14 protein-coding genes and 1 pseudogene are annotated in these 23,394 nt (G+C 35.5%); 13 read left to right on the plus strand and 2 right to left on the minus strand.

Features of this window, described 5'->3' with window-relative positions:
- Window positions 1–121: 121 nt before the first annotated feature.
- A pseudogene (locus F6K27_RS21725) lies at window positions 122–277 on the plus strand (peroxiredoxin); the annotation flags it as partial.
- Between the two features lie 596 nt (window positions 278–873).
- Window positions 874–1,938: an AI-2E family transporter gene (locus F6K27_RS21730; protein ID WP_287279438.1), complete on the plus strand. Its 1,065-nt coding sequence runs from the start codon at window positions 874–876 to the stop codon at window positions 1,936–1,938.
- 6 nt (window positions 1,939–1,944) lie between these two features.
- Here F6K27_RS21730 and F6K27_RS21735 read toward each other — a convergent pair whose 3' ends face one another.
- Window positions 1,945–2,793, minus strand: coding sequence for a prephenate/arogenate dehydrogenase (locus F6K27_RS21735; RefSeq protein ID WP_124144465.1), 849 nt, complete (start codon window positions 2,791–2,793; stop codon window positions 1,945–1,947).
- Between the two features lie 36 nt (window positions 2,794–2,829).
- Here F6K27_RS21735 and F6K27_RS21740 point away from each other — a divergent pair, with 36 nt between their 5' ends.
- From F6K27_RS21740 to F6K27_RS21765, 6 genes are all read left to right on the plus strand, one after another.
- Complete coding sequence (locus F6K27_RS21740) at window positions 2,830–4,386, plus strand: pentapeptide repeat-containing protein (protein ID WP_287279439.1); 1,557 nt, start codon at window positions 2,830–2,832, stop codon at window positions 4,384–4,386.
- An 839-nt stretch (window positions 4,387–5,225) separates the two neighbouring features.
- Entirely contained in the window at window positions 5,226–6,752 is a 1,527-nt protein-coding gene (locus F6K27_RS21745) for a pentapeptide repeat-containing protein (RefSeq protein ID WP_287279437.1), read from the plus strand.
- A complete protein-coding gene (locus F6K27_RS21750; protein ID WP_287279436.1) occupies window positions 6,749–8,287 on the plus strand; it encodes a helicase C-terminal domain-containing protein in 1,539 nt (512 codons plus the stop codon). The genes F6K27_RS21745 and F6K27_RS21750 overlap by 4 nt, the downstream gene beginning before the upstream one ends.
- Before the next feature lie 1,169 nt (window positions 8,288–9,456).
- The gene (locus F6K27_RS21755; RefSeq protein ID WP_124144569.1) at window positions 9,457–9,669 is read left to right on the plus strand and encodes a DUF2839 domain-containing protein; all 213 of its coding nucleotides are present in this window, start codon (window positions 9,457–9,459) and stop codon (window positions 9,667–9,669) included.
- 896 nt (window positions 9,670–10,565) lie between these two features.
- Window positions 10,566–10,931, plus strand: coding sequence for a DUF1815 family protein (locus F6K27_RS21760; RefSeq protein WP_124155091.1), 366 nt, complete (start codon window positions 10,566–10,568; stop codon window positions 10,929–10,931).
- Window positions 10,932–12,615: 1,684 nt separating this feature from the next.
- Entirely contained in the window at window positions 12,616–13,494 is an 879-nt protein-coding gene (locus tag F6K27_RS21765; protein ID WP_124144567.1) for an alpha/beta fold hydrolase, read from the plus strand.
- A gap of 335 nt (window positions 13,495–13,829) precedes the next feature.
- On the opposite strand, the gene recA is transcribed toward F6K27_RS21765, so the two are convergent.
- Window positions 13,830–14,912 carry a recombinase RecA gene (gene recA, locus F6K27_RS21770; RefSeq protein ID WP_124144585.1) on the minus strand — a complete coding sequence of 361 codons (1,083 nt, stop codon included), beginning with the start codon at window positions 14,910–14,912 and terminating at the stop codon, window positions 13,830–13,832.
- Between the two features lie 706 nt (window positions 14,913–15,618).
- On the opposite strand from recA, the gene F6K27_RS21775 reads away from it, so the two are divergent.
- From F6K27_RS21775 to F6K27_RS21795, 5 genes are all read left to right on the plus strand, one after another.
- A complete protein-coding gene (locus tag F6K27_RS21775) occupies window positions 15,619–16,743 on the plus strand; it encodes a DegT/DnrJ/EryC1/StrS aminotransferase family protein (RefSeq protein ID WP_124144566.1) in 1,125 nt (374 codons plus the stop codon).
- Window positions 16,744–17,267: 524 nt separating this feature from the next.
- Entirely contained in the window at window positions 17,268–18,161 is an 894-nt protein-coding gene (crtB, locus tag F6K27_RS21780) for a cyanoexosortase B (RefSeq protein WP_287279274.1), read from the plus strand.
- A 362-nt stretch (window positions 18,162–18,523) separates the two neighbouring features.
- Complete coding sequence (locus tag F6K27_RS21785) at window positions 18,524–19,246, plus strand: cyanoexosortase B system-associated protein (protein ID WP_287279273.1); 723 nt, start codon at window positions 18,524–18,526, stop codon at window positions 19,244–19,246.
- 240 nt (window positions 19,247–19,486) lie between these two features.
- Window positions 19,487–21,001: an SLBB domain-containing protein gene (locus tag F6K27_RS21790; protein WP_124144563.1), complete on the plus strand. Its 1,515-nt coding sequence runs from the start codon at window positions 19,487–19,489 to the stop codon at window positions 20,999–21,001.
- A 128-nt stretch (window positions 21,002–21,129) separates the two neighbouring features.
- Window positions 21,130–23,331, plus strand: a complete 2,202-nt coding sequence (locus tag F6K27_RS21795) for a tyrosine-protein kinase domain-containing protein (RefSeq protein ID WP_287279272.1) — start codon at window positions 21,130–21,132, stop codon at window positions 23,329–23,331.
- The last annotated feature ends 63 nt before the right edge of the window (window positions 23,332–23,394 follow it).

Genomic DNA, 23,394 nt, shown 5'->3' on the forward strand with positions numbered 1-23,394 from the left:
GATATTAAGGCAGGGATGTACCCATGAAAAGGGACGTTTAAGAGAGGAGCCGTGATGAGGTGAAAGTCTCACGTCCGGTTCTGAAGACGAGTCGGGTAGGGTAACTTACCTGGCTTAGTTTAACAAAGCTTATGGTTCATGGATGAATTTTTTCTCAATGCGACATACTTTTATTATCGATCCAGATGGGATGTTGCAGGAGATTTTTCTCGGGGTAAGACCGCCTATTCATAGTCAAGAAGTTTTGGCTCGTTTAGATGAGTTGCAGCAGATTTAACTAAGTTAATTAAGTAGGGAGTTATGCACCACTCCCTACTAATTTTAAGTAGCAGATGAATTATTGCTACATATAAGTTTTTTTCCTCTTATACTAATTACTAAAAGTGATGCTATATTGAGGTGAAACTTCCATTGTTAAAAATAATTAATACAGGCATAATCACCTTTTTGATAATTATTAGAAAGAATAAGCTGATTACAGTGAAACCTGCAAAAAATAACGCAGATTTAAGCCTTTCCATACATTTTTTACAAGTATTAAAAATTAAATTATAGTTATTGTATAACATTTTTTTATCCAGATTTTTTTTACTCATAATGTAAAACTGATTTTTTGTTTAAATATAATATTTAGTAGTATATAGTATAACAATTATTACCCTTGGTGAGATACACAAGTTTTCTATTTTAGAGAATAGGGAGTAGGGAATAGGGAAGAGAAAAAAATGCTGTATCTGATGAATATGAGAACCGCTATATCATTTAATTTATAATTAAAAATCAACATCTTTTCCCAAAATAGTCATCATTTTTAAGTTAATCTATTCATCTATAGAAGAGAAATCACTAAAAATTAAAAGTACAAGCTAATTTATGCTGAATTTACTAAATAAAAGATTATTGTGGTACTTAGCATTACCAATAATTGTCATAAATGGTTGGGCTTTGCTCCAAATATTTCAATATTTTGGTCGAATAATTACAATAGCCGTCTCTGCAACCTTACTCTCATTTTTATTAGATTACCCAGTGCTTTTTTTAGAGAAACATAAAGTTAAACGCCCCAGAGCAGTTATTTTAGTATTCTTAGTAGCATTAGTAATTATATTAGTTTTAGGAGTTATTCTAATTCCCTTATTATTAGAGCAACTTACCGGATTTATTGAAAAATTTCCTAGTTGGCTCGCATCAGGAAATCAACAATTAGAATCATTTGACCAATGGGCATATAAGCATAAATTACCGATTAACTTAACCCTTTGGACAAATCAATTTACAAAAAGTTTATCTTCTCAATTGCAAGATATTACAGGAGACATTATTAGTTTTATTGTTAATACATTAGGTAGGATTTTTGATATTTTAATCACCATAATTATCACTTTTTACCTAATGTTACATGGCGATCGCTTATGGGATGGGATATTTAATTGGTTGCCTAATCACCTAGAGATTCATGTACGCAAATCATTAAGACAAAACTTTCAAAATTATTTTATTGGTCAGGCAACATTAGCTTGTTTAATGGGCGTAGCTATGACCATCGGTTTATTATTTCTAGGAACTCCTTTTGGTTTATTATTTGGCATAGGAATTGGTTTAATGACTTTAATTCCTTTTGGTACAGCTTTAGGTGTAACTCTCGTAAGTTTATTAATAACTTTAGAAGATTTTTGGCTAGGTATAAAGGTTTTAATAGTGATAGTTTTAATAGAGCAAGCAATTGAAAACTTTGTTGCTCCTAGAATATTAGGAGGCTTTACTGGTCTTAATCCTGTCTGGATTTTAGTCAGTTTATTAGTAGGGGCACAAGTATGGGGAATTTTGGGTTTATTAATTGCTCTCCCCATAGCAGGTTTTGTCAAAAATACTGTTAATTACCTCCGCTACTATTCAGAATTTGGCGTCGCTGAATCAAGGTATGAAAATAAAAACTGAAGAATCTCAAATTTCATGGTGTAAAAATAGTTTTCTATTTTGCTCTGTATACCTTAACTTTTCTTCCAGAGTCTGCCAATCTTCTTGTTCAATTTGTTGAATAAACTGGTCAATTTGTTCACGAAAAGAATAGAGCGATCGTAACACCTCTCCACTATTATATTTGGCCATCATTAGTCCTAATTCAGGATTACCTCCTCCCACCCTGCTAGTGTCACGGAAGCCAGAACTAGCCAAATCTTGTGTTAACTTGAAAACTGTAGGATTAGCCTCGCTCATACAAGCAAGAATCAAACTAGCACTGGCCATAACAGGCAAATGAGAAATCAAAGCAACAGCTCTATCGTGTTCATAAGGGTCACAAAAGTAAACTTTGCTCTTGAGCATCCTTGCTATTGCCTCAACTTTCTCTATAGACTCTAGGGGAGTATTTTCAGTCGGAGTTAGAACATAAGGTCTATTTTGAAATAAACCCAACTGAGCCACTTCAATACCATTTTCTGCTTTGCCAGCCATGGGGTGTCCACCTACAAAATTAGGCCAAATGTCGGAAACAGCTTCCACAATAGGAGCCTTAACCGAGCCGACATCGGTTAAAATTGTAGTGGGAGAAAGAATTGGAATCAGCTCTTCTAAAGTAGGAATAATAACAGCTATGGGAGTACAAATAAATATTACATCAGCAATAGATAGTAAAGATAGATCCAAACTGGCCTCATCAACAGCCCCAAGAGCGAGTGCCTTTTGACAACTTTGTTCTCGACGAGATACCCCAAGAACATGATAACCTAGGGTTCTTAAATCCAATCCAATTGAGCCACCGATTAAACCTAATCCGACAATACCTATATTAATCATAATTAAATGGGGATTATACCAGGGTGCGCCCTAATGATAATCGAAGAACTTCAAAAAAAATATGCCGCTGGTGAAAGAGACTTTACTGACTTCAATCTTTTTGAGGCCAATCTTAGTGGTATTAATCTCAGTGGTGCAAATCTTAGCGGAGTCAATCTCAGCGTTGCCAACCTCAATGGGGCAAATTTAGCTGATGCTAATCTCAGTAAAGCTAAACTTAATATTACTAAACTTAATGGCGCTCATCTTAGTGGCACTAACTTAAATGATGCCGATCTTAATGTAGCTAATCTAGTTTTAGTTAATCTAAAAAAAGCTCAATTAGTTGCTGCTAAATTGATTAGAGCAGAGCTGATTAGGGCAGAATTAAGTGAGGCTAATCTCTCTTTTGCCGACTTAAGTGGAGCAAGTCTGATAGAAGCTACCCTCAGAAAAACGAATCTTAGTGGTGCCAACTTAAAGGGAGCTAACCTACGCTTTGCTTCTCTAACAGGAGCTAATTTAATAGAAACTAACTTGCAAGGAGTAGATCTTAGTGGTGCTGATCTTAGTGGTGCTGACCTTAGTGGTGCTGAACTCAGACAAACTAATTTGACTGGTGCTAACTTGAATGGAGCTGATTTAAGTGGGGCTAATTTACGTTGGGCTAGTCTGATTGGGGTTAACCTAAAGTGCGCTAATCTTAGTGATGCCAAGCTTAGTGGTGCTGACCTAAGTAGAGCTGACTTGTCCCAGGCTAATCTTTTAAATACTAGCTTAGTTCATGCTGATTTATCAAATGCTTGTTTAATTGAAGTAGATTGGATTGGAGCAGATTTAACAGGTGCAACTTTAACAGGTGCAAAAATTTATGGCGCTTCTCGCTTAGGAATTAAAACAGAAGCAGCAATCTGTGAATGGTTTGATTTGAGTGCTAATGGAGATCGAAGTAAAGTCCATTATCTCAATGCTGAAAAAATAACAAGTTTCTTTCACGAGACTCTTCCTAAAGTGAAAATTATTGTTGATGCTCCCTTAGATAGCTCTAGTCATTATGCTCTAGCAGCAATATATTATCAAATTAGTAAGTATTTACCAGAGCTAAATCAACCACCTTCTATACAAATTAACTCTTGTCGAACAATAATCTCGTTTCAAATGAAAAGCGATAAGAAACTATTTGGTATTGCTTATGCTGCTATTATCGCTTTTAATGATGCTGCTAAGACTCAAGAGAAAATTAGCAATATTATGAAAATGCTTAACTCTCAAGATGTAAACTATTTAACTCCTAGAACGGCTAAAAAAATCCAGCAGCTAACTGCAGTTTTCAACCAATCTATTAAAAAAGTTAATCAAGTTAATAAAGACAAGGAATTACTGAGATTTTGCAACGGAATTAAGTTTTTTCAGACACCAACAAAAATAACTCTTGTTAATTCAAGCAATCAAATTTTTAATGTTTATAATCATCCTACATTTGGTAAGCAAATAGTTAATAAAGTTAGTAAAAATAATGAAGTAGAAACTATCATTCAAGTACCTCAAGCAGAGTCATGTTCCATAAATACAATTATGGATTTCCTTGATGGTTTTCATGACTTTAAATAGTAGTTTACTAATGCAAAATTATTCTTGATAATTATTATCTCAAATATCAAAGTTTTATTCTTAAGAGGGATTTGTTATACTTTCATTAATGCCACCGATAACAGAATAAAATATTTGTTACATTAGCACAATAGATATCTCCGATAATCAAAAATAAAATCAATCCCATACGCATAAATCATCAATTATTTCCCCTCCTGGGAGGGGTTAGGGGTGGGTTCCCTACTCCCTACTCCCTATTTTATGGAGAGGTCTAATAGAAAACTTGTATAGAATACAATGGCTCTAGATTGACTACAAACTTTTTCATAGAAAACCCTGTTTTCTAACAGATATTTATAATTTTTCCCTATTCCCTAAAATCTTGAATTTTGTACTTCACCTAATTGCAAAAAACTATAACATGATAGAGTAAAAAAACTAGACTCCAAATTGATATTAAAAGTCAAAGCAAGATAAATACAGTAAATTACAAGTATATAAAGTACAAAAATTAACAATAAAAATTTTGTGGTCGGACATCTTGCCCGCCACTGGTGTACCTCACTTAGATGAAATCTTTTGTATCTTTATGATTAATGTAGCAGTGTTAATTTAAAATTTGCATAAAATATTTTGGAATTAGGGAAAAGACTGTTCGATTTATTTTCTATTCCTAGATTTTTTACAAATGATTTAAGACTACTATATCCAGAAAATTAATATTGACTTCAAGTTTAACAGTTAACTTGATTAGATTACCTACTTTTGTTTTGTACAAATAACTAATTTAGATAAAAAAATTATATTAAAATTCAGTAGAAAAATATATTTATTCAACTTGACTTAATCAACAACAGATGCCAGAAGAAATATTCAGAAGATTTGAATTAGTCAAAAGATATGCACAAGGGGAAAGAAATTTTACTGCTATCAACCTGACAGAAGTTAACCTCAGTAAGATGAACTTAAGTCAAAGTAATTTCAGTAATGCTACTCTATTTGTCTCTAATCTTAGTGGTGCTAATCTTAGTGAATCAAACTTTAGTAAAGCTAATCTTAATGTAGCTCGCCTGAGCAATGCCAATCTCAACAGGGCAATATTAAACCAAGCAACTTTAAATGTGGCCAATCTAGTCCGAACTAATCTTAGGGAAGCTACATTAGTTAGAGCTACATTAGTTAGAGGAGAATTAGTTAGAGTAGACATGACTCTAGCTAATCTCAACAGAGCAAATCTCAGTGGTGCTGATATGAGAGAAGCTATCCTGACAGAAGCAAACTTAAAGCAAGCTAACCTTAGCAGTGTAAATCTTCGAGTTGCCACAGTAAAAGGAACTAATCTAGAACAAGCTATCCTCCATAGTGCCGATCTAACAAAAGCAGATTTACAAGGAGCTGATTTTACCAATGCTGAATTAAGACAGGCTAATCTAAGTATGGCTAATCTCAGGAATGCCCAGTTCAATGGAGCTAATCTTAGATGGGCTATTCTTAATGGAGCTGACTTAACTAATGCTAACCTGACTAATGTTAAGTTGAGTGGGGCAAATCTTCGTAAAGCAAATTTAACTAATACAAAATTAACTAATGCTAGTTTAGTTCATGCTGATTTAACTGAAGCCAATTTAATTAGAACTGATTTAGTGGGAGTAGATTTATCAGGGGCAATTTTGACTGGGGCAAAACTTTATGAAGTTCCCAGATTAAATATTAAAGCTGATGAAATTGTTTGTGAATGGATTGATACTAGTCCCAAAGGAGATCATAGCCAAGTTTATTATTTTAAATCATCAGCAGAATCTAAAAGATTTTTTAGCCAACAATCTCCAACAGTTCAAATTATTGTTGATTCACCTTTAGACCTAAAAGCTAATGTAGCTCTTGCTACAACCTACTATCATTTGGGTAAGGATTATAATTTTGTTACTCGTCCTCCCACTATTGAAGTTAGTTACCAAAAAACTGTTTTGAATTTTAGAGTAGATAGTGATGAACTGTTATTTATGCTTGCATTTATTGTGATTTTTCCTTTTGCTGATGCTAAAAAAGCTCAAGTTAATGTGATAGAAATTGTCGAAAATATTCCTTTACAAAAAATGAATACCAAAATATTAGAATTGGAAATAAAAATGGAACAGCTTGTCAAAAAAAATCAACGAATCCAAACAATCATTGAGTCGGTTAGGCACAAAATTGCTTTTTTTTCAAGCCCTACTCAATTAATTTTAAATAATTCAAGTGGTCAGAGTTTAGTATTAAGTAGTAATCCAGGCTTTGGTAAAAAAAACTGTCAAAATATAACAGAGCAAACCTTTTCTTTGCCTCCTAAAAATAAGGTAATTGATTTTATCAACAGCTTTTATTATTTGGGTCAAAGTTTGTGATCGAAGTAGAAGTCCATAGATCCCTGCGTAATTTCCTGCGATCGCAAAATGAACCTCAATGGCCTCATAATTTGACGATGGCACGTTTAGTCGCGAGGGCCTTGCGGCTGGGGCGTAGTGCTTTGATTCAAACGGGGTGTCCGCCAGGTAGCCATAATCAACAATATCAGTTAAGCTACCTAGTACCAATTTTAATGTGGCCTCAAAAAACAATATTAGTCGCTCCTCGGCCAGTACAGGAACATTTACTTAGGGTAGAAATTCCTAAGTTGCTTGGAAATAATTCATACAGTAGCTCATCACTGCCCAATAAGCCAATCCAAACCTATCCACAACCAGATTCTGACTTTAATGGACTACTACTAATAACTCCTGAAGCTTGGTTAATTAACCAATGGCCAGATGGGCAGTTTTCTCAAGGTATTCCCACAATTATAGATTGGGCAGACGATCTAGAAACTTGGGTCCAAAATTATTTAACTACCAGTTTTTTATCTGCTGACTGGAATCAACTGATGCAAGTTTACTCCGATGAAGCTGACTTTATTCGTGAAGCCAGGATAAACTTAACACGATCGCTCTTCCAACATCCAGCAAACCCCTACAGTTGCTACTTAATTGAACAAGATGAGGAGCAGATTTTACAAAATCTCATCGAACGTTTGTCATTGACTCCAACAAACAAGGAATTACATCGTAATCATTTGAATAATGATTTTTGGTTGAAGTGGCAAAGCGATGGACAATTAAGGTGGGCAGAAATTCATCGCCAGAGAGGCTCGTTTTCTTTATACTGTACTCCTTGTGATTTATCTGAAGCTCTCTATAATATATGGACTCAACAACCTGTAGTGATTATTGGAGGAGCATTAGACCTAGAGGCCAAAGCTTCTACCTATAGAAAGATGATGGGGTTAGAGGACTTGACCTGCGTTAAATTTTCCCCTGATCGTCGCAATGAGATGATTCAATTATATCTGCCCAATGGTTTGCCGATGCCAAATACACCTAAATTTCAGGAAGCATTAATTCAAGAAATAAGGACTTTATTGTATATCAGTTCTAATGCTGTTGATGGATTAATAGCGATCGTCATTGGAGATGTACCACTTAAAGCTCAAGTGGGCGCTGTTTTGGCCTCTGAATTTGGTTCCCGAGTTCAAGTGGAAACTACTTCTCCTGGAGTACAAGGCATTTTGATTACTGGTTGGGAATTTTGGCAAAAGCATCAAAGGGAATTAAAAGCACCTAAATTATTGATAATTGCCACTTTACCCCTTCCATCTTTGGAAAATCCCTTAGTATCTGGACGAGTAAATTTTTATAAGCAACGGGGTTTAGATTGGTTTAGATTATACCTTTTACCAAAGGCATTACAGGAATTGCAAAGTGCTATTGCCTCTATCAGAGAATCTCAAGGTGTTGTTGCTTTGCTCGATAGTCGTGTAATTCGTCGTAGTTATGGCAAGCAATTTTTAGTAGCTCTTAGTCCTTTTGCCAAGATTGATTACTTAGATACTACATGGTTAACTTGATGAAGTCAGGAGTCAGGAGTCAGGAGTCAGGAGTCAGGAGTCAGGAGTCAGAATATCGATATTTAAGTACATAAATAGACATCTCCAATAATCAAAAATCAAATCAATTATTACACTCTTCAATCAAAAGAGAACTTGGACTCAACCTAGTATTTTTACTCAATTTGACCAGACGTCAAGGGAGTCCTTTTTAGATTTCTTTAATACTACATTTTGAAGTACAGAATGTGGGTTGTAATATAAGCATTTGTGCCATTACAATCATGAATAGCTGAGAAATTTAAGCGAACGGTGAGTAATAAATAGTTATGCGTTGAAAGATGAGAAGTAAGGAGATAAGCAAATGAAGCGAAAGAAAGAGCCGACTGCTGCTGAACTTGGTATTATGACAGGATTCCCACCTCGAGAGGGTAAGTTAGTAAATTCTGTAAACTGGAACAGCTACCCTCTCAACCGCATGGTGCCTATCGAGATTATTGGTGGATCACAAATGACAGGGACGGTTCATATCTTGCGAAAGGTGTATTCGGACAACTGATCTATATCAATCCGAAAGCACAGGTTGTCATTACACGCCATGCATCCGAAAAAGAGACATCTAATAAGCAGAAAACCATAGAGGTGGAAGCGACATTCCAAGCGATCGCAGACTTTTTGTCTAAATAAATGATTTTGAATTGAAACCCATCCTCTGCACGTCAAAATGTAGCACAACAGAAGTATAAAAACCGAGCCACTTATTTTTTTTTGAAAAAAGAGAGGTAAAAATACTCATTTCAGGGTTTGTTCGCGGTGTATCAACCCGAACTTTTTTCAAGTTTTCGGTTTATTCTCATTAAGCTTGACTTATTTATAATAAAAACCCAAATTAAGTTTATCAATTTTTGAATAGTTATAGATAGTATAAACACTTAACACTTTAAGGGATTTGGCGCTCGCTCTCTATGTTTCTCTAATACTACAAGTTGAAGTGCGGAAGATGGGTTATAAGGCTGGTCTTCTTCCAATATTTTGAATAGTAGCTCAATCACCCAATTGATTAAGAACTAATTCTTAAAGTTAACTTTTTTGCTCCTTTCTTAAATAGATTTAACAAAAAAAGTCTATTCTTGTCGAGGCTCACTGTTATGATCTAAATTAAAATCACTTAAATAACTATTGAAATAATTATGGGTGAAGCAAAGCGTCGTAAAGAATCACTAGGAGAACAGTATGGCCAAGAAGCACGGTTTATTTCTTGGTTGCCAATTACTAAAAGTCAAAGTGAGAAATTTATCCAGTTGACTTCAACTGGTGCATGGATTGGTATTGGATTTCTGATTGTTGGCTGGTTAACAGTTAGATTTATTGGTCCTGCTTTTGGATGGTGGCAAATTCAATAATTCCTTATCTATGAAGTTAAGATAACAATTAGAAAAATTTAATAGCTAATAGTTAATTTTTAATTAGCAAGCATTAATAAGAGTATTCTCAGAGTCAAATATTCTAAAATATTTATTTGATCAGATTAATGAGTATTTATTTAGCATCAAGATTAAATCAATTTAAACCTGATACAAATTTTTGACATTTTTAAAATACTAGATAAAATCTGTTATAAAAAATTTTAAATTATGAATAATTTTTGTGACAGTTTGATTTTTGATAAATTTATAGATGTCAAAAACAACTTATTAAAATCAATATTCAAGATAATTTGGCAGTATAAAAACTCTATTCTGTAGAATTTTAATTTACTCTAGGAAAATTCAATTATCACAATCAATAAAATCAATAAGCAAATACATTTTATTGTTGTGAATCCTGATTCAAATTTCAGTATTTTGTCTATAAATAGTTTTCAATATAAATACAATCTAATATCTATAAAAAATCAACAACTCACCTCTAGAAAAGTTTAGATTGAATTGTGTTCCCATTCAAAACTCTTGCTTACAGCTACTTTAATCCACCTGGATACTATTTAACTTATAACCATGATTAATTATTTGTATAATTTTCTGGTTTCAATTCCTCAAATCTCTAATTTTGGAACCTAAATTTAGTGTTTGAGTCTTTGAAAGTAAAGACATAAGGCATAGGTGGATGTTGCTCTTGATACCTTGCTCAAAAATCCTACTTAGTTAACCTAATCAAGTATCTAGTCATTAAAGACTACTCGAGAGATTTGCTAAAAAAATTATTAGGGATATACTTAATGTTCAAAAGCTAAACACCAAATTTTTATAAGACCTTAACAAAGTCTAAAATTTAGGGGTGTGGTGATAGGAGGATAACAGTGTTTCTGAGACTTGCAGAACAACATCGTCAATTTGTACAAGACCTAGTAATGAACTTGCAAGCTCTGGCAATTGTGCTGGAGAATAGAGGATATTTGGCATCTTGTTATACCTGCGGAGGTAAAATGAATAGTGCCTCATTTATGGTCAGCTTGGGAGAGAATCATCTGATTCGCTTTCTAGTATCAGATTATGGTATTACTTGGACAGAGATGCGAGATGATCGTGAACTAATGAAATTAGAAGGAGCTGAAGCAATTAGTCAGTTACAAGAGCTAGCTAATTTACTGAAAAATCAGATTCAGCCTTGTCCAAACTCTACTCAACTTCCCCAGGAAGACTTAAGTCTGAACCAGGTTATCTAATTTATCATAAATGTTGAAAGATCTCGAGCCGTTATCATCTTTAGATTTAATGGTGAGATGAATTTCAACCAGAAAAATATAGGTGCGCACATTTTTGGTGTTATAATCTTGTCAATACCCGTGGGGCAAACGGTTGAATAAAAGCGTACCGCCTGCGCTGAGGTTTCCGAGGGCGTAAAGACGGAGCAAGAAAACTTGTGGAGATGGTCTGACTGGTGTGCAACTCGACTGGTTTGATTTGTTATCTAGTTAAGAATCTGTGTTAGTTTAGCTTTGCGTCAGCACTCGCAAGCATCTACCGTTATAATCTTTGATTTAACACTGAGAGTGTCAATAATTTCCTTCGTTAAACCTTGTGGGTATGACGCTGAGTTTAATCTAAATTACAAATATTAAATAAAGCATTAATCCCCCCTTATAGAGCTATCCCTTATACGGAAATCCTGAAAACCTTGTGGGAAGTATGGGGAGGTTGGGGAGTAAGAATCTTGTCTAGAGTTATCAAAAAAATGTATTTTTCAACCCACTTTTTTTTGGAAAAGCCTCTCAAACACTAATACATAACTTGTCCATTTTGTCAAACTTTATGTTAATAAAATTAATAAGAGATGTTGGTGATGGATAGCTGTTCAAGGGAGGAACAGCTAATCTTGTCTGCTTGTGGAGACGTAAGATATTAATGATCCACCAAAGGAAGAAACTTCAAATTCAGTTTTTAATCTCCCATTATAATCTATGATTTAATGGCGAAGTATAATGGAAACAAATTTAGTATTTCAGATAAATCTCTCTTCAATTCCATCAAGTCTGAGTAGATCGGGAAAATTGTTCTGAAATTTGTATAAAAATTAGCAACTTACCGAATAATTAAGGTTTAAACCCACATTCCGCACCACAAAATGTATTATATAAGAAGGAGTCAGGAGGACCGAGTCAGGAGTCAGAATTTAGGATAAAATCATAGCTGCTGTGATTGAGTAAACAATCAAGCAAGTATTTATGCTTAATTGTTTACTCGGAATTTGATCAACGAAAAAAGTAATTGAGATGATTTGCATAGTATAAATACTTACCAAACTACGGATTTATATACTACTTTTAATATTACAAATTGAAGCGCGGAATGTAGGTTTAAAGCCTCTCCTTTAAAGGAGAAAAAAGCGGTTGAGGGATGGCGAGGTCCCCTCGCCATATCCAATCAACCAAGACAGCGGTCGATCTTCGGAGCTTCCCGTAGGGTGGGATGGCAAGGTCTCCTCGCTGGCCAAGCATCGACCAAGAGAAGAAAAAATTTTCACGCTCCGCGTCAATCCTCTTCTTTTCAAGGAGATATAATTATAGCGCTGCGCGCAGGCAACAGCTCATCTGGCAACAGGCAACAGGGGGAATAAAAATCTGTTTGCGCAAGCATTCCGTAGGAATCATATAAGACTTTTAGCTATTGGACAATTCCTGCAATTTGTAAATATGCCAGCGCACATTGCTATATTAATTGCTAATTATTAATTGTTGAAAATATCTGTAATTCAGAGAGGAAAAGCTACTTAAGTTGTATTTCGCTAAATCTAGCTTGAACAGATGTTAATCTAGAAATAGATAAATCACAAATTTAACATTAGCCAGACAAAAGCTACTACTAAATTAGACAAGTCTGGTGGTAATAGAGGAGAGTTGATTGCAAACTATGAGTCTTCTAGAGTCTCAATGGCAACATTTTTTCGTAGACACTAATAATGTACGGCTACATTATGTTACTCAAGGCGAAGGAGAGTTAGTTATACTCCTTCATGGGTTCCCTGAATTTTGGTATTCTTGGCGCTATCAAATGCCTGCATTGGCCCGTCATTTCAAGGTTGTAGTTCCAGATTTACGGGGATATAATGATTCAGACAAACCAGATAATGGCTATGACCTAGATACTTTAGCTGCTGATATTCGGGGACTAATTGAACGTTTGGGTTATGTTAAAGCACATATTGTTGGCCATGATTGGGGAGGGGCGATCGCCTGGCATCTAGCTGAAAAATTTCCTCAATACTTGAACCGTCTAGCAATCTTGAATGCAGCTCATCCACAAAAACTGATTCAAGAACTGGCAGGAAATGTAGATCAAATACGCAGAAGTTGGTATATATTCGCTTTTCAAGTTCCTGGTATTCCAGAATGGCTGATTCAGCAAAATTTAAGAGAGTTTATTAAAGGGGTTTTTCAAGGACAAGCTATTCGCAAAAGTGTCTTTACTACTGAAATTACTCAAATTTATCAGGCAGCTCTGGAAAAACCAGGAGCGCTAGTATCCGCAATTAATCACTATCGTCAATTTCTTTTACCTCAAAACTGGCTAAAGAGCTTTAATCCTAAGCCATCATTAATTACAGCACCAACTTTAATTTTATGGGGAAAAGAAGATTCTTTTTTAAGTCAAAAACTTACAGAAGGTTTAGATAAACTAATAGCAGCTCCCTTTTGGTTAAAAGTTATCCCTGAATGTGGCCACTGGATTCAGCAGGAAGTACCTCATACAGTGAATAGAGAGTTGCTTGATTTTTTAAGGAAGAAATAATTTATAGCAGGGAACAGGGAATAGGGAACAGTAGAAAAAATATTTCCCTGTCTAAAGTTGTCTATGTCCGCCTTTTATCTGTCTATTGCAACTATTGACAAATTTAGTTAAATGTCGCTATAAATATCAAAAATAGGGCGGTAGGGCATTCCGTCCTTAAAGCTCGTGGAGTCCGACGGGATACCGGGACTACGAAACGAGAAGCTCACACTATAGCATCAGCTTAGTGTGGGAGATGTCACCAAAAAGCAAAAAAATCATAGTTGCATAATTTGTAGATTTATCATAATAAAATAACTGCAACTATGAAATATTTACTCTTCTGCTAATAAAATTTACTCTTCTTCCAAAACTTCTATTTCACCTTCTTCCTCTTCCATATCATCAGGTCGTGCCACAGAATTAGCAGAAACCAAAGCACCATGATTTAACTTTTCCCGAACTTGCTGTTCAACTTTTTTGGCAAAATCAGGATTTTCTTCCATATAAGCGATCGCCTTTTCTCTACCCTGAGCAAAATTACTTCCTCCGTAGCTATACCAAGCACCTTTACGCTTAATTACATCTGTCTCTTCAGCTAGGTCAATAATACAACCGAAACTAGAAATTCCTTTACCAAAAATAATATCAAATTCAGCAATACGGAATGGAGGGGCAACCTTATTTTTAGCAACTTTTACCTTAACATGAATACCATATTCCTCTGAAGATTTTTTCAGAGTTTGTGTACGACGAATATCAAGTCTTACCGAAGAATAAAACTTAAGAGCATTACCACCAGTAGTAGTTTCTGGATTACCATACACAACACCGATTTTTTGTCGAAGTTGGTTGAGAAAGACAACTGTACAACCAGACTTACCAATATTACCTGTAATTTTTCGTAACGCTTGACTCATTAAACGAGCTTGAAGACCCATGTGAGAATCTCCCATGTCCCCCTCAATTTCAGCTCTAGGAACTAATGCTGCTACCGAGTCAACAACCACAATATCAACAGCTACAGATCGAACCAGGTGATCCACTACCTCCAAACCCATCTCCCCAGTATCAGGTTGGGATACCAGTAAATTTTCGATATCTACCCCTAATGCAGCAGCATAAGTGGGGTCAAGAGCGTGTTCCGCATCTACAAAAGCTGCAATACCTCCTGTTTTCTGAATTTCGGCGATCGCGTGTAAAGCAAGGGTAGTTTTCCCCGAACTTTCTGGGCCATAAATTTCAATAACTCTGCCCTTGGGTAAGCCACCTCCCAATGCTAAGTCTAAAGTCAATGCCCCACTAGGAATTGTTTCCACCTTCATGCGGGTAGCATCTCCCAAACGGACAATTGACCCTTTACCAAAACTTTTTTCTATAGTTTTCAGGACTGAATCTAAAGCTTTTTGTTTTTCTTTGTTATCTGTAGCTGAAGCCATGTATTTTTTTCCCAACTTAACACTAGACATTGACATTCTCTGAGGCTAAACCCCTAGCTATAGCCTGAGATTTTGAAGATACTTGGGGTAGCTAACTGCTAGACCCACTACTCTACACTTTAGATTAAGAGAGCCAAAACCTTCCTATTTTCGATTTCACGAAAACTAAGCTGTGCGAAACATACCATACTCAGTCACCTTATTCTCTAGGATTAAGGCCACTGTCGATGGACACGGCCAAGGTTCTACTCTAAAAAATATCCGTGTCACAAAACCCATAGCTTTACTTAATTTTCTAGGTATATTTTATTTACCATAGTCTCCAGAGGCTGCTAGTAAACGAAAACCTCTACATAATGGCTACCCAAGTTAATCAATGTAGTTTTGCATACTGCATAATAGTAGCATTTTTAATTTTCTATGATTAGATAATACATATAAATATTATTCAGATGCTTCTATTATAATTTTTATAACATTTTTACTTATATAAACAAGGATTATTTGTAGCAATAATAAAAAAAAATGTTGAAGCTTATTGGCTGTCTTGCTCTTTCTCAGCAATTATTTGTGCTATCTTATACTTAGTAATATAGTCAGGGTTAGTGTATAAATTATTACTCTAGACACTTAAGATAGTGTAAATCAATATTTCAGTTAGCTAATACATCTGAGTAAATTTTTAGTCATCAACATTATATAGATAATGGCAAAAAATATTCCTTTCGTTGACCTCAAGCTCCAACATCAACCACTAAAAACAGAACTAGAAAATTCCATCCAGGCAGTATTAGAGAGAGGAGACTTTATACTTGGTCAGGCAGTAGAAAAATTTGAGTATTCATTTGCAGAAGCTTGTGGAGTTAAAAATGCTATTGGAGTTGCTTGTGGAACGGATGCCATAACACTAGGACTTCAAGCTTGTGGTATTGGTGCGGGTGATGAAGTAATTTTACCTGCTAATACATTTATCGCCACATTAATTGGGGTACTTCATGCTGGTGCTATCCCCGTTCTAGTGGACTGTAATCTTGACAATGCCTTAATTGACTTAGAAGCAGCTCAAAAGGCCGTCACCTCCAAGACTAAGGTAATATTACCAGTACATCTTTACGGTCAAATGGTAGCTCCTAGTAAATTACAAGACTTTGCTCAAGCTAACAATTTGATTATATTTGAAGATGCAGCCCAAGCTCATTTGGCACAAACAGAAGGATATCGTGCTGGAAGCATAGGAACAGCTGCTGCATTTAGCTTTTATCCAAGTAAAAATTTAGGTTGCTTTGGTAATGGAGGAATGGTTATTACTAACGATTCGGTGGTGGCGGATAAAATGCGAATTCTCCGTAATTATGGCGCACCGTGTAAATATGTTCATGAGGAAGTAGGTACTAACAGTAGGTTAGACACCTTACAAGCTGCAGTACTAAATGTCAAGCTTCCTTATTTAGAGAGCTGGAATAGCGATCGTAACCAAGCAGCTCAAAAATATGATAGCCTTCTCAATCCAATGAAAGAAAAAGGTATTATTCCCATACAGAATTTGAGTGGGAGTGGGCATATTTATCACTTATATGTGATTCGAGTCACCGACAAATCTCCCATTAACCGGGATACCCTAAAAGAGAAATTAACAGCCGAAGGTATTTCTGTTGGTATACATTATCCTATACCCTGTCATCTCCAACCAGCCTATAAAAATTTAGGCTATAAACAAGGAGATTTTCCCAATAGTGAAATTCTCAGTCAACAGATTTTATCCCTACCTATGTATCCTGTCATTAGTGAAGAACAAATTAATCAAGTTGTTGAGACAATTAGTAAGAGCTGATTTGTAAACTTAGCTAAAACCCTTATGTCATCTAACTATCAGGGATTTAGGTATTATTGGGCTATAACTCCAAAAACCTTTGTATTGCAAGGAATTCAGCCTCTTAATATTTACTTGATAAATCAGCTCTAAAATAGTTAATTAATAACTGTTAATTTAATTGATTTTAAAATTCAGGGTCTTCTCAGAAAAATATCACCTAAAAACAATTAATTTTAGCTATAAAATTGAGGAAAAAGTAGAATAAATAATAAGATGAGAAGCATCTTATTTTTGCTATCTCCAAATATTAATTATCCAAAAATTAAATTTAAAAAGTATTTCCTGACGGAATGCTCTGCAGGAGCTGCACTAACGCAAACAGCGAGTGATTTATACTGAAATCGAGAGAAATGTAATTAAAAAGGTGATTTCAACCCGACCTAATAGCTGAAAGCTAGTTAAACTTGTGAAGTTTTCTTTCAAAGATTCATATCTGTCTAAAACTTTAATCTTTTGAATTAATATCAATAACACTAAAAAATATGCAAACTCGCCAAAAATTTCCCATTGCTATTGAACAGAACATACTCACAATAGCGATCGCTGCCTTAGTATTTCTAATATATATTCCTCTAATCATCTATTGGTATGATGGCTGGCTAAATAAAAGTATAAGTATAGAACATGAATACTTTAGTCATGGAATAATAGGTCTACCTTTTGCTGGTTATATTGTTTGGAATAATCGTCATAAATGGCAAGAATTACCCAATATTTTTCACCCATTGGGAGGCATATTATTAGGACTTGCAGGAGCTTGGTATGTAAGTGGTATCCCAGACCTGATTAACTTATCTTTTCCATTAATACTAGCAGGAATTTGTCTTTGGTTTAAAGGGATTCCTGGATTAAAATTAATGGTTATACCGCTAATTTTCGTTTTGCTTGCTAGTCCTAACCATATTCCTTATCTAATAGAACCTTATGCCTTGCCTCTACAAAAATTTATTGCTGCAGTAGCTGGCTTCATTTTAACACAATTAAATATGGATGTTACTGTAGAACAAATATATCTATATGTAGGGGGAAGAATTGTCGAAGTTGCCCCTCATTGTGCAGGTTTAAAAATGTTATTCACCAGTCTCTATGTTTCACTAATGCTACTTTACTGGACTGGTGCTATAGCTAGTCGTGTTAAAACAATTTTTTTACTTTCTAGTGCAACAGTGGTTAGCGTCAGTGCAAATATTATCAGAAACACTATACTAACAATTTTTCATGGTACAGGTCAAGATGAAGCTTTTCATTGGCTGCATGATGGATGGGGTGGAGATATGTATTCTGCTTGTATGTTGGGTTTATTAGTTTTGATGATGAATTGGATAGACAGTCATTTGACAACATCAGTTGAACCTGCAAATCATGCTGATGCATAAAGTTATTTATTGAGTCTAGCTTTGAGATTTATCTTAACTAAAATAAATGTCAAAAAATCAATAAAGTTTTCTTTTATTTTATATTTTTATTTATGGGTTTAATAGCCTACAGTCACCTTTACTGTCTACAATTGGTTAGGGTTTGTAGACAGGAAGTCCGTTGTTCAAGACTATCCCCATTTACTTTCTTTTTCTTCCTTCTCAACTTCTTCCTTCTTCAATATTTTTATTTATGGGTTTAATAGCCTACAGTCACCTTTACTGTCTACAATTGGTTAGGGTTTGTAGACAGGAAGTCCGTTGTTCAAGACTATCCCCATTTACTTTCTTTTTCTTCCTTCTCAACTTCTTCCTTCTTCAATATGGTTTATAGTTTAAAAAATCTCCAAAAGTATCAATTCCCACAAATAGTATTACTGGTATTTCTTTTAATCATTTTAGTAGTAGGTACTTTACCAGGTTATGTAGCAGGAAAATGGTCATGGGAAAATACCGCTAAAATTACTAATCTTAAAAGCTTAAAACAAATAAGAAAAGATGGATTAACTATTCCTGATTTGACAACAACATCTCATCAAGAAATAACAATTGCCGATCATAAATGGTTGCTTCAAAAAATTGACTATGAAAATAAATCTGTCACTTTGTTACTTTTAACTCAAAATGGATCAAAAGACCAGCCTCAAGTAGAATGGATGGATATAAATGGGTATTATCGTTGGAAGACTGATTCGTACAAGCGAGTTAGTTTTACCTCACAGACACCTGATGGAGATAGCATTACAGACTCAGGAAAACAAAATAAATCAGATATAGAAGCTAGATTTTTTAGGAGTTGGACAAATAAACAAACCTATGCAGTTATGCAATGGTACGCCTGGCCTGGAGGTGGTAGTCCAAAACCTGGTGATTGGTTTTGGACCGATAGACTAGCTATGGTATCTCGGAATCGCGTGCCTTGGGTAGCAGTAAATATTTTATTTCCAATTGAACCTTTAGGAGATATTGACCCCTATTTGCCACAACTAACATCTATTGGACAAAAAATTCAAGCATCATTATTAACAAAAGAAGCATTCAAATAATCTGCCAATAGATAGTTAGTGATCGAGATTTCATCAGATAGTAATATAGCCAAAAATTTGGCGTTGATAATTGGTAAGATAATTTTCTACTAGGGGTGATACCCATCACTTAATTTGGTAAAATATTTTAGAGGTATCAGAAACAGACTACTCTTAAAGTTTCATCTCTTGATTTACCAACGCCAAAAATTTAACCACCCGACTAGGAAAACTTAATCAGATTAAGCTACTTTAAACCCTATGATTAACCGCCATTATCAAAAGTTAATTTCTTTATTTTTAGGCAGTTTCTACTCTAGTGCAGTAACTATTTCCTTAGCAACTCTAGTTTTTCCCAAAAGAGCTTATGGACAAATCCAATTACCAAATAACTCTCAGCAAAATATTTCACAGCTTAAAGCACCATCCATAGGTTCCCCCCCCTTAAATCCGAATTTTGACTCAGACCCAGATTTACGATTAAAACGTTACTTACTGGGACCAGGAGACCAACTGTCGATTCAAGTTCAGAGATTTCCAGACCTGAATGTAGCGACAACTATTGGTCCGGAAGGTACTATTCAAATACCTTTAGTAGGAACAGTGCTGTTGCAAGATTTGACAATATTAGAAGCAATAGCAAAAATCACCTCTGAATTAAATCAATTTATTATTAATCCAGAAGTATCCATATCCTTAGTTGTTCAACGTCCTGTCCGAGTCACGATCGCCGGAGAAATCACTAGACCAGGCTATTATCCAGTAGGAGGAAATTATCAAATTTCAGATGCTTTAAATGCAGCAGGTGGTACCACTTTTACGGCAGACCTGCGAAATGTAGAAGTGCGTAGAACTTTAGCTGATGGATCTGTAGTTGCTCAGGGAGTTGATATTTTAACCCCATTACAGATGGGTGGTTCACCTCCCGATCTGCGTCTAGAAGATGGAGATGTAGTGATTGTACCTTATCAGACTTCTATTACAGCCCAAGATAGCGATCGAGAATTACTAACTAACTATAGCCAAGCAGGTCCATTAGCTACTGGTATTGTGACTGTGAATGGGGAAGTAGAAAGACCTGGTTATTATCAGGCAAATCAAGTATCTTCTGCTTTACTCGCTGCTGGTGGTGCATCTCTAACTGCTGATCTACGAAGCATTTTAGTACGTAGGAAATTAAGTGATGGTAGTGTCGTTGAAGAAACAATAGACTTATATACTCCCTTGCAAAATTCTACGGAGTTGCCTAATATTCTTCTCAAGGATGGGGATGCTGTAATTGTACCTACATTAAAACCAGGCTCGGATTTTGGTTATGATCGCGATCTAGTGGGGAAATCGACTTTGAGCCAACAGCAGATTACTATTCGTATTTTTAGTAATCCTAACGATGCCCTTGCTACTACTAATCTTCCGAACGGTAGTAGATTAATAGATATTCTCAATGGTATAGAATTAGATTCAGCCAATTTGGAAGAAATTAATTTGATTCGATTTGATCGGGAAACAAGAAAAATAGTTAGACGTGAACTTAATGGTAAAGAAGCAATATTTGGCGATAGTTCTCAAAATATTTTACTTCAGAATGAGGATATAATTGTTATTGATAGGACATGGATAGGTAATATTACCAATTTATTTGAGAAGTATACACTTCCGATCAGAAGTTCCCTGGAATTTCTCCTGTTTTTCCGGGCTTTGGAACAAGATACTTCTAATGTGTTCTTCGGTGGAGGTAATGGTAATAATGGGAATAGAAACAGGAATAATAATTAATCATAATCAATAATTGATGATAATTAGGCAGAGGTAAACAATAGAATAACTAGCTAATATCGAATAAAATGTTAAACAGAGCCAAGACTAAAAAAATCATTTCTAAATATATTAATAAATACTAGATTATGGCTATACCAATTATTAAACGCTATTTGATGGCTTTAGGACTATACAAGTGGGTAGGAGTAGCAACTTTCACTGTAGCAGTAGGTGTTTCAGGAATAATTGCTTTGCAGCCAAATCCAGAAACAAAAAGTACAATTCTAGGTACATTGAGGAAAATTAGTCCTGTTTTACTATTTTCTGAGACTGCTGCTCAAATCCAACAAAACGCTCAAGCAGTTACTCCAGAAATACTACTGAATGATGAAGTTAGACAGGCAGTAGCAGAAAAAGTATTGGTAGATCCAAGGAAACTCAAAGGAGCAACATTTGTTTTACAAGAAGAGATCTTCTATTTATCTTATGAAGATACAGATAAAGAAAAAGCTGTAGAAATAGTAGATGCTCTTATGGAACAAATAGTGGAGCAAAGCCGAAAAATTAATACTACATCTCAAAGAGCAATTATTGATGAAGTCAGAAAACGTTTACCCGCAGCAGTTGAAGAATTGAGAAAAGCTCAACAACAGCAACAGAAATTTGAGAGAGAAGAGGAAGCATTACTGGTTACAGCAAGGGCAGCAGCTTTACCAGGGGCGATCGCAGGTAGCCGACAACAACAAACTCAGATTAAACTTGAGTTAGATGGGGTAGAAGCTCAGATTAAGAGTTTAGAAGAGCAGTTAGGGTTAACTGCAGATCAAGCTTATGTAGCACGGGCACTCGCTGCTGATCCAATTATAGCAAATCTCCGAGTGCAGTTGTATCAAGTAGAAAATCAGTTAGATAAGTTATTATTAGATTTTACAGAAGAATATCCACCTGTAGTTGAGTTGCGTAGGCAAAAACAAGTTGCAGAACAACAACTACAGCAACGTGCGGCAGAAGTTTTAGGGGGTAATGGGATAGCAGCACCATTGAGAAAGGTAGAGCAAATTCGAGTAGATGCTTCTTTAGACCCCACAAGACAACAGTTAGCAGAAGCCTTAATAGCTCTGAAAACTCAGCAGGAGCAACTACAAAGACAACTAGAAACAACAATTCAAACTGAGCAAGAATTGCTAGCTGAGTATGCGACTATTCCGAATAAGCAATTAAAATTAACTCAGTTGCAAGAAGAAGTTGCCATCAAAAAGTCTCGTTTGGATAAGATGCGAGCAACTTTAGAAGATGCTGAAGCCGCTGAGGCAGAAATAATTAGCAGTCTAGCTATTGCTGAGAAAGCTGCTGTTTTCAAGGAGGGTGAACCAGGAGGAGAAAAAAGTATGCCTTTGATGTTGGCAATAGGGGGACTAGCAGGCATAGTTGTTGGTGGAGGCTTAATTTTTGTTTTGGGAATGCTTTCTGGCAAGTTCTATTCTTGGGAAGAAATTCAAACAGCATTGAAGGAAAAAGATGTACCATTGTTGGGTTTGTTGCCAGATGTAATATTTTTTGACGATATGGATGCAAAGGAAATGCCTTTATTAGTTGAGCATAATTCTCCTTATCTTGAATCTTATGAAAAGTTACGGACAAATTTACAACGTCAAGGAACTAAACCTGTGAAAGTTTTGCTGTTGAGCAGTGGAGAAAAAGGGGAGGGTAAAACATTTTGTGCTTATAATTTAGCGATCGCTGCTGCACGAGCAGGTCGGCGGACACTTTTAATAGAGACAGACTTAAGAACTCCTTCAAAAGTTCAATCTCTTAAAATTGTTCCCGAACCACAAAGAACTTTTGAACCGCTTCGTTATTACAGTGATATCAGTAATTGTATCAAACAAGTTCCAGAGGTAGAAAATTTCTATGTCATCCCTAGTCCCGGTCCTGTGAAACAAGCAGGAGGTATTATTGAATCAAGTGAGATGAAAAGGTTACTTTCAGATTCGCGACATCGTTTTGATTTTGTTATCCTTGACTCTCCTTGCATAAGTAAAAACAATGATGCTTTGATGTTAGAACCTTATACTGATGGCATGATTATTGTAACTAGGCCAAATTTCACTATGTCAGGTGTACTAACAGAGGTCATAGAACAGTTAACAGGTGATGATGAAGAAGAATCTGATAAATATATTCCTAAGCTTTTGGGGGTTGTGGTCAACGCTGCTGATATTCCAATGGAATATCCATTGGAACAATTTGATGATTTGGATATACCCGAACCACAGCTCGCTGACTCACGGAGAATATCTAGTCTGAACACTGGAGTGGGAACATTGACACAGGTTCGCGATCGATAACGACTTTATTTACTCTCTTTCCTGCGCTTCTTTCGCTATGAAGCGGCTTTGTTCCATGAAAGT

Origin of the sequence: Okeania sp. SIO2F5, from assembly GCF_010692685.1 — a bacterium.
GTDB lineage: Bacteria > Cyanobacteriota > Cyanobacteriia > Cyanobacteriales > Microcoleaceae > Okeania > Okeania hirsuta.

Excerpts from the sequence above, each read along its gene's own strand:
- F6K27_RS21740 (WP_287279439.1), top strand. The coding sequence starts at position 2,830 with ATGATAATCGAAGAACTTCAAAAAAAATATGCCGCTGGTGAAAGAGAC.
- F6K27_RS21755 (WP_124144569.1), top strand. The coding sequence starts at position 9,457 with ATGGGTGAAGCAAAGCGTCGTAAAGAATCACTAGGAGAACAGTATGGC.
- F6K27_RS21790 (WP_124144563.1), top strand. The coding sequence starts at position 19,487 with ATGATTAACCGCCATTATCAAAAGTTAATTTCTTTATTTTTAGGCAGT.
- F6K27_RS21785 (WP_287279273.1), top strand. The coding sequence starts at position 18,524 with ATGGTTTATAGTTTAAAAAATCTCCAAAAGTATCAATTCCCACAAATA.
- crtB (WP_287279274.1), top strand. The coding sequence starts at position 17,268 with ATGCAAACTCGCCAAAAATTTCCCATTGCTATTGAACAGAACATACTC.
- F6K27_RS21775 (WP_124144566.1), top strand. The coding sequence starts at position 15,619 with ATGGCAAAAAATATTCCTTTCGTTGACCTCAAGCTCCAACATCAACCA.
- recA (WP_124144585.1), bottom strand. The coding sequence starts at position 14,912 with ATGGCTTCAGCTACAGATAACAAAGAAAAACAAAAAGCTTTAGATTCA.
- F6K27_RS21765 (WP_124144567.1), top strand. The coding sequence starts at position 12,616 with ATGAGTCTTCTAGAGTCTCAATGGCAACATTTTTTCGTAGACACTAAT.
- F6K27_RS21795 (WP_287279272.1), top strand. The coding sequence starts at position 21,130 with ATGGCTATACCAATTATTAAACGCTATTTGATGGCTTTAGGACTATAC.
- F6K27_RS21730 (WP_287279438.1), top strand. The coding sequence starts at position 874 with ATGCTGAATTTACTAAATAAAAGATTATTGTGGTACTTAGCATTACCA.
- F6K27_RS21745 (WP_287279437.1), top strand. The coding sequence starts at position 5,226 with ATGCCAGAAGAAATATTCAGAAGATTTGAATTAGTCAAAAGATATGCA.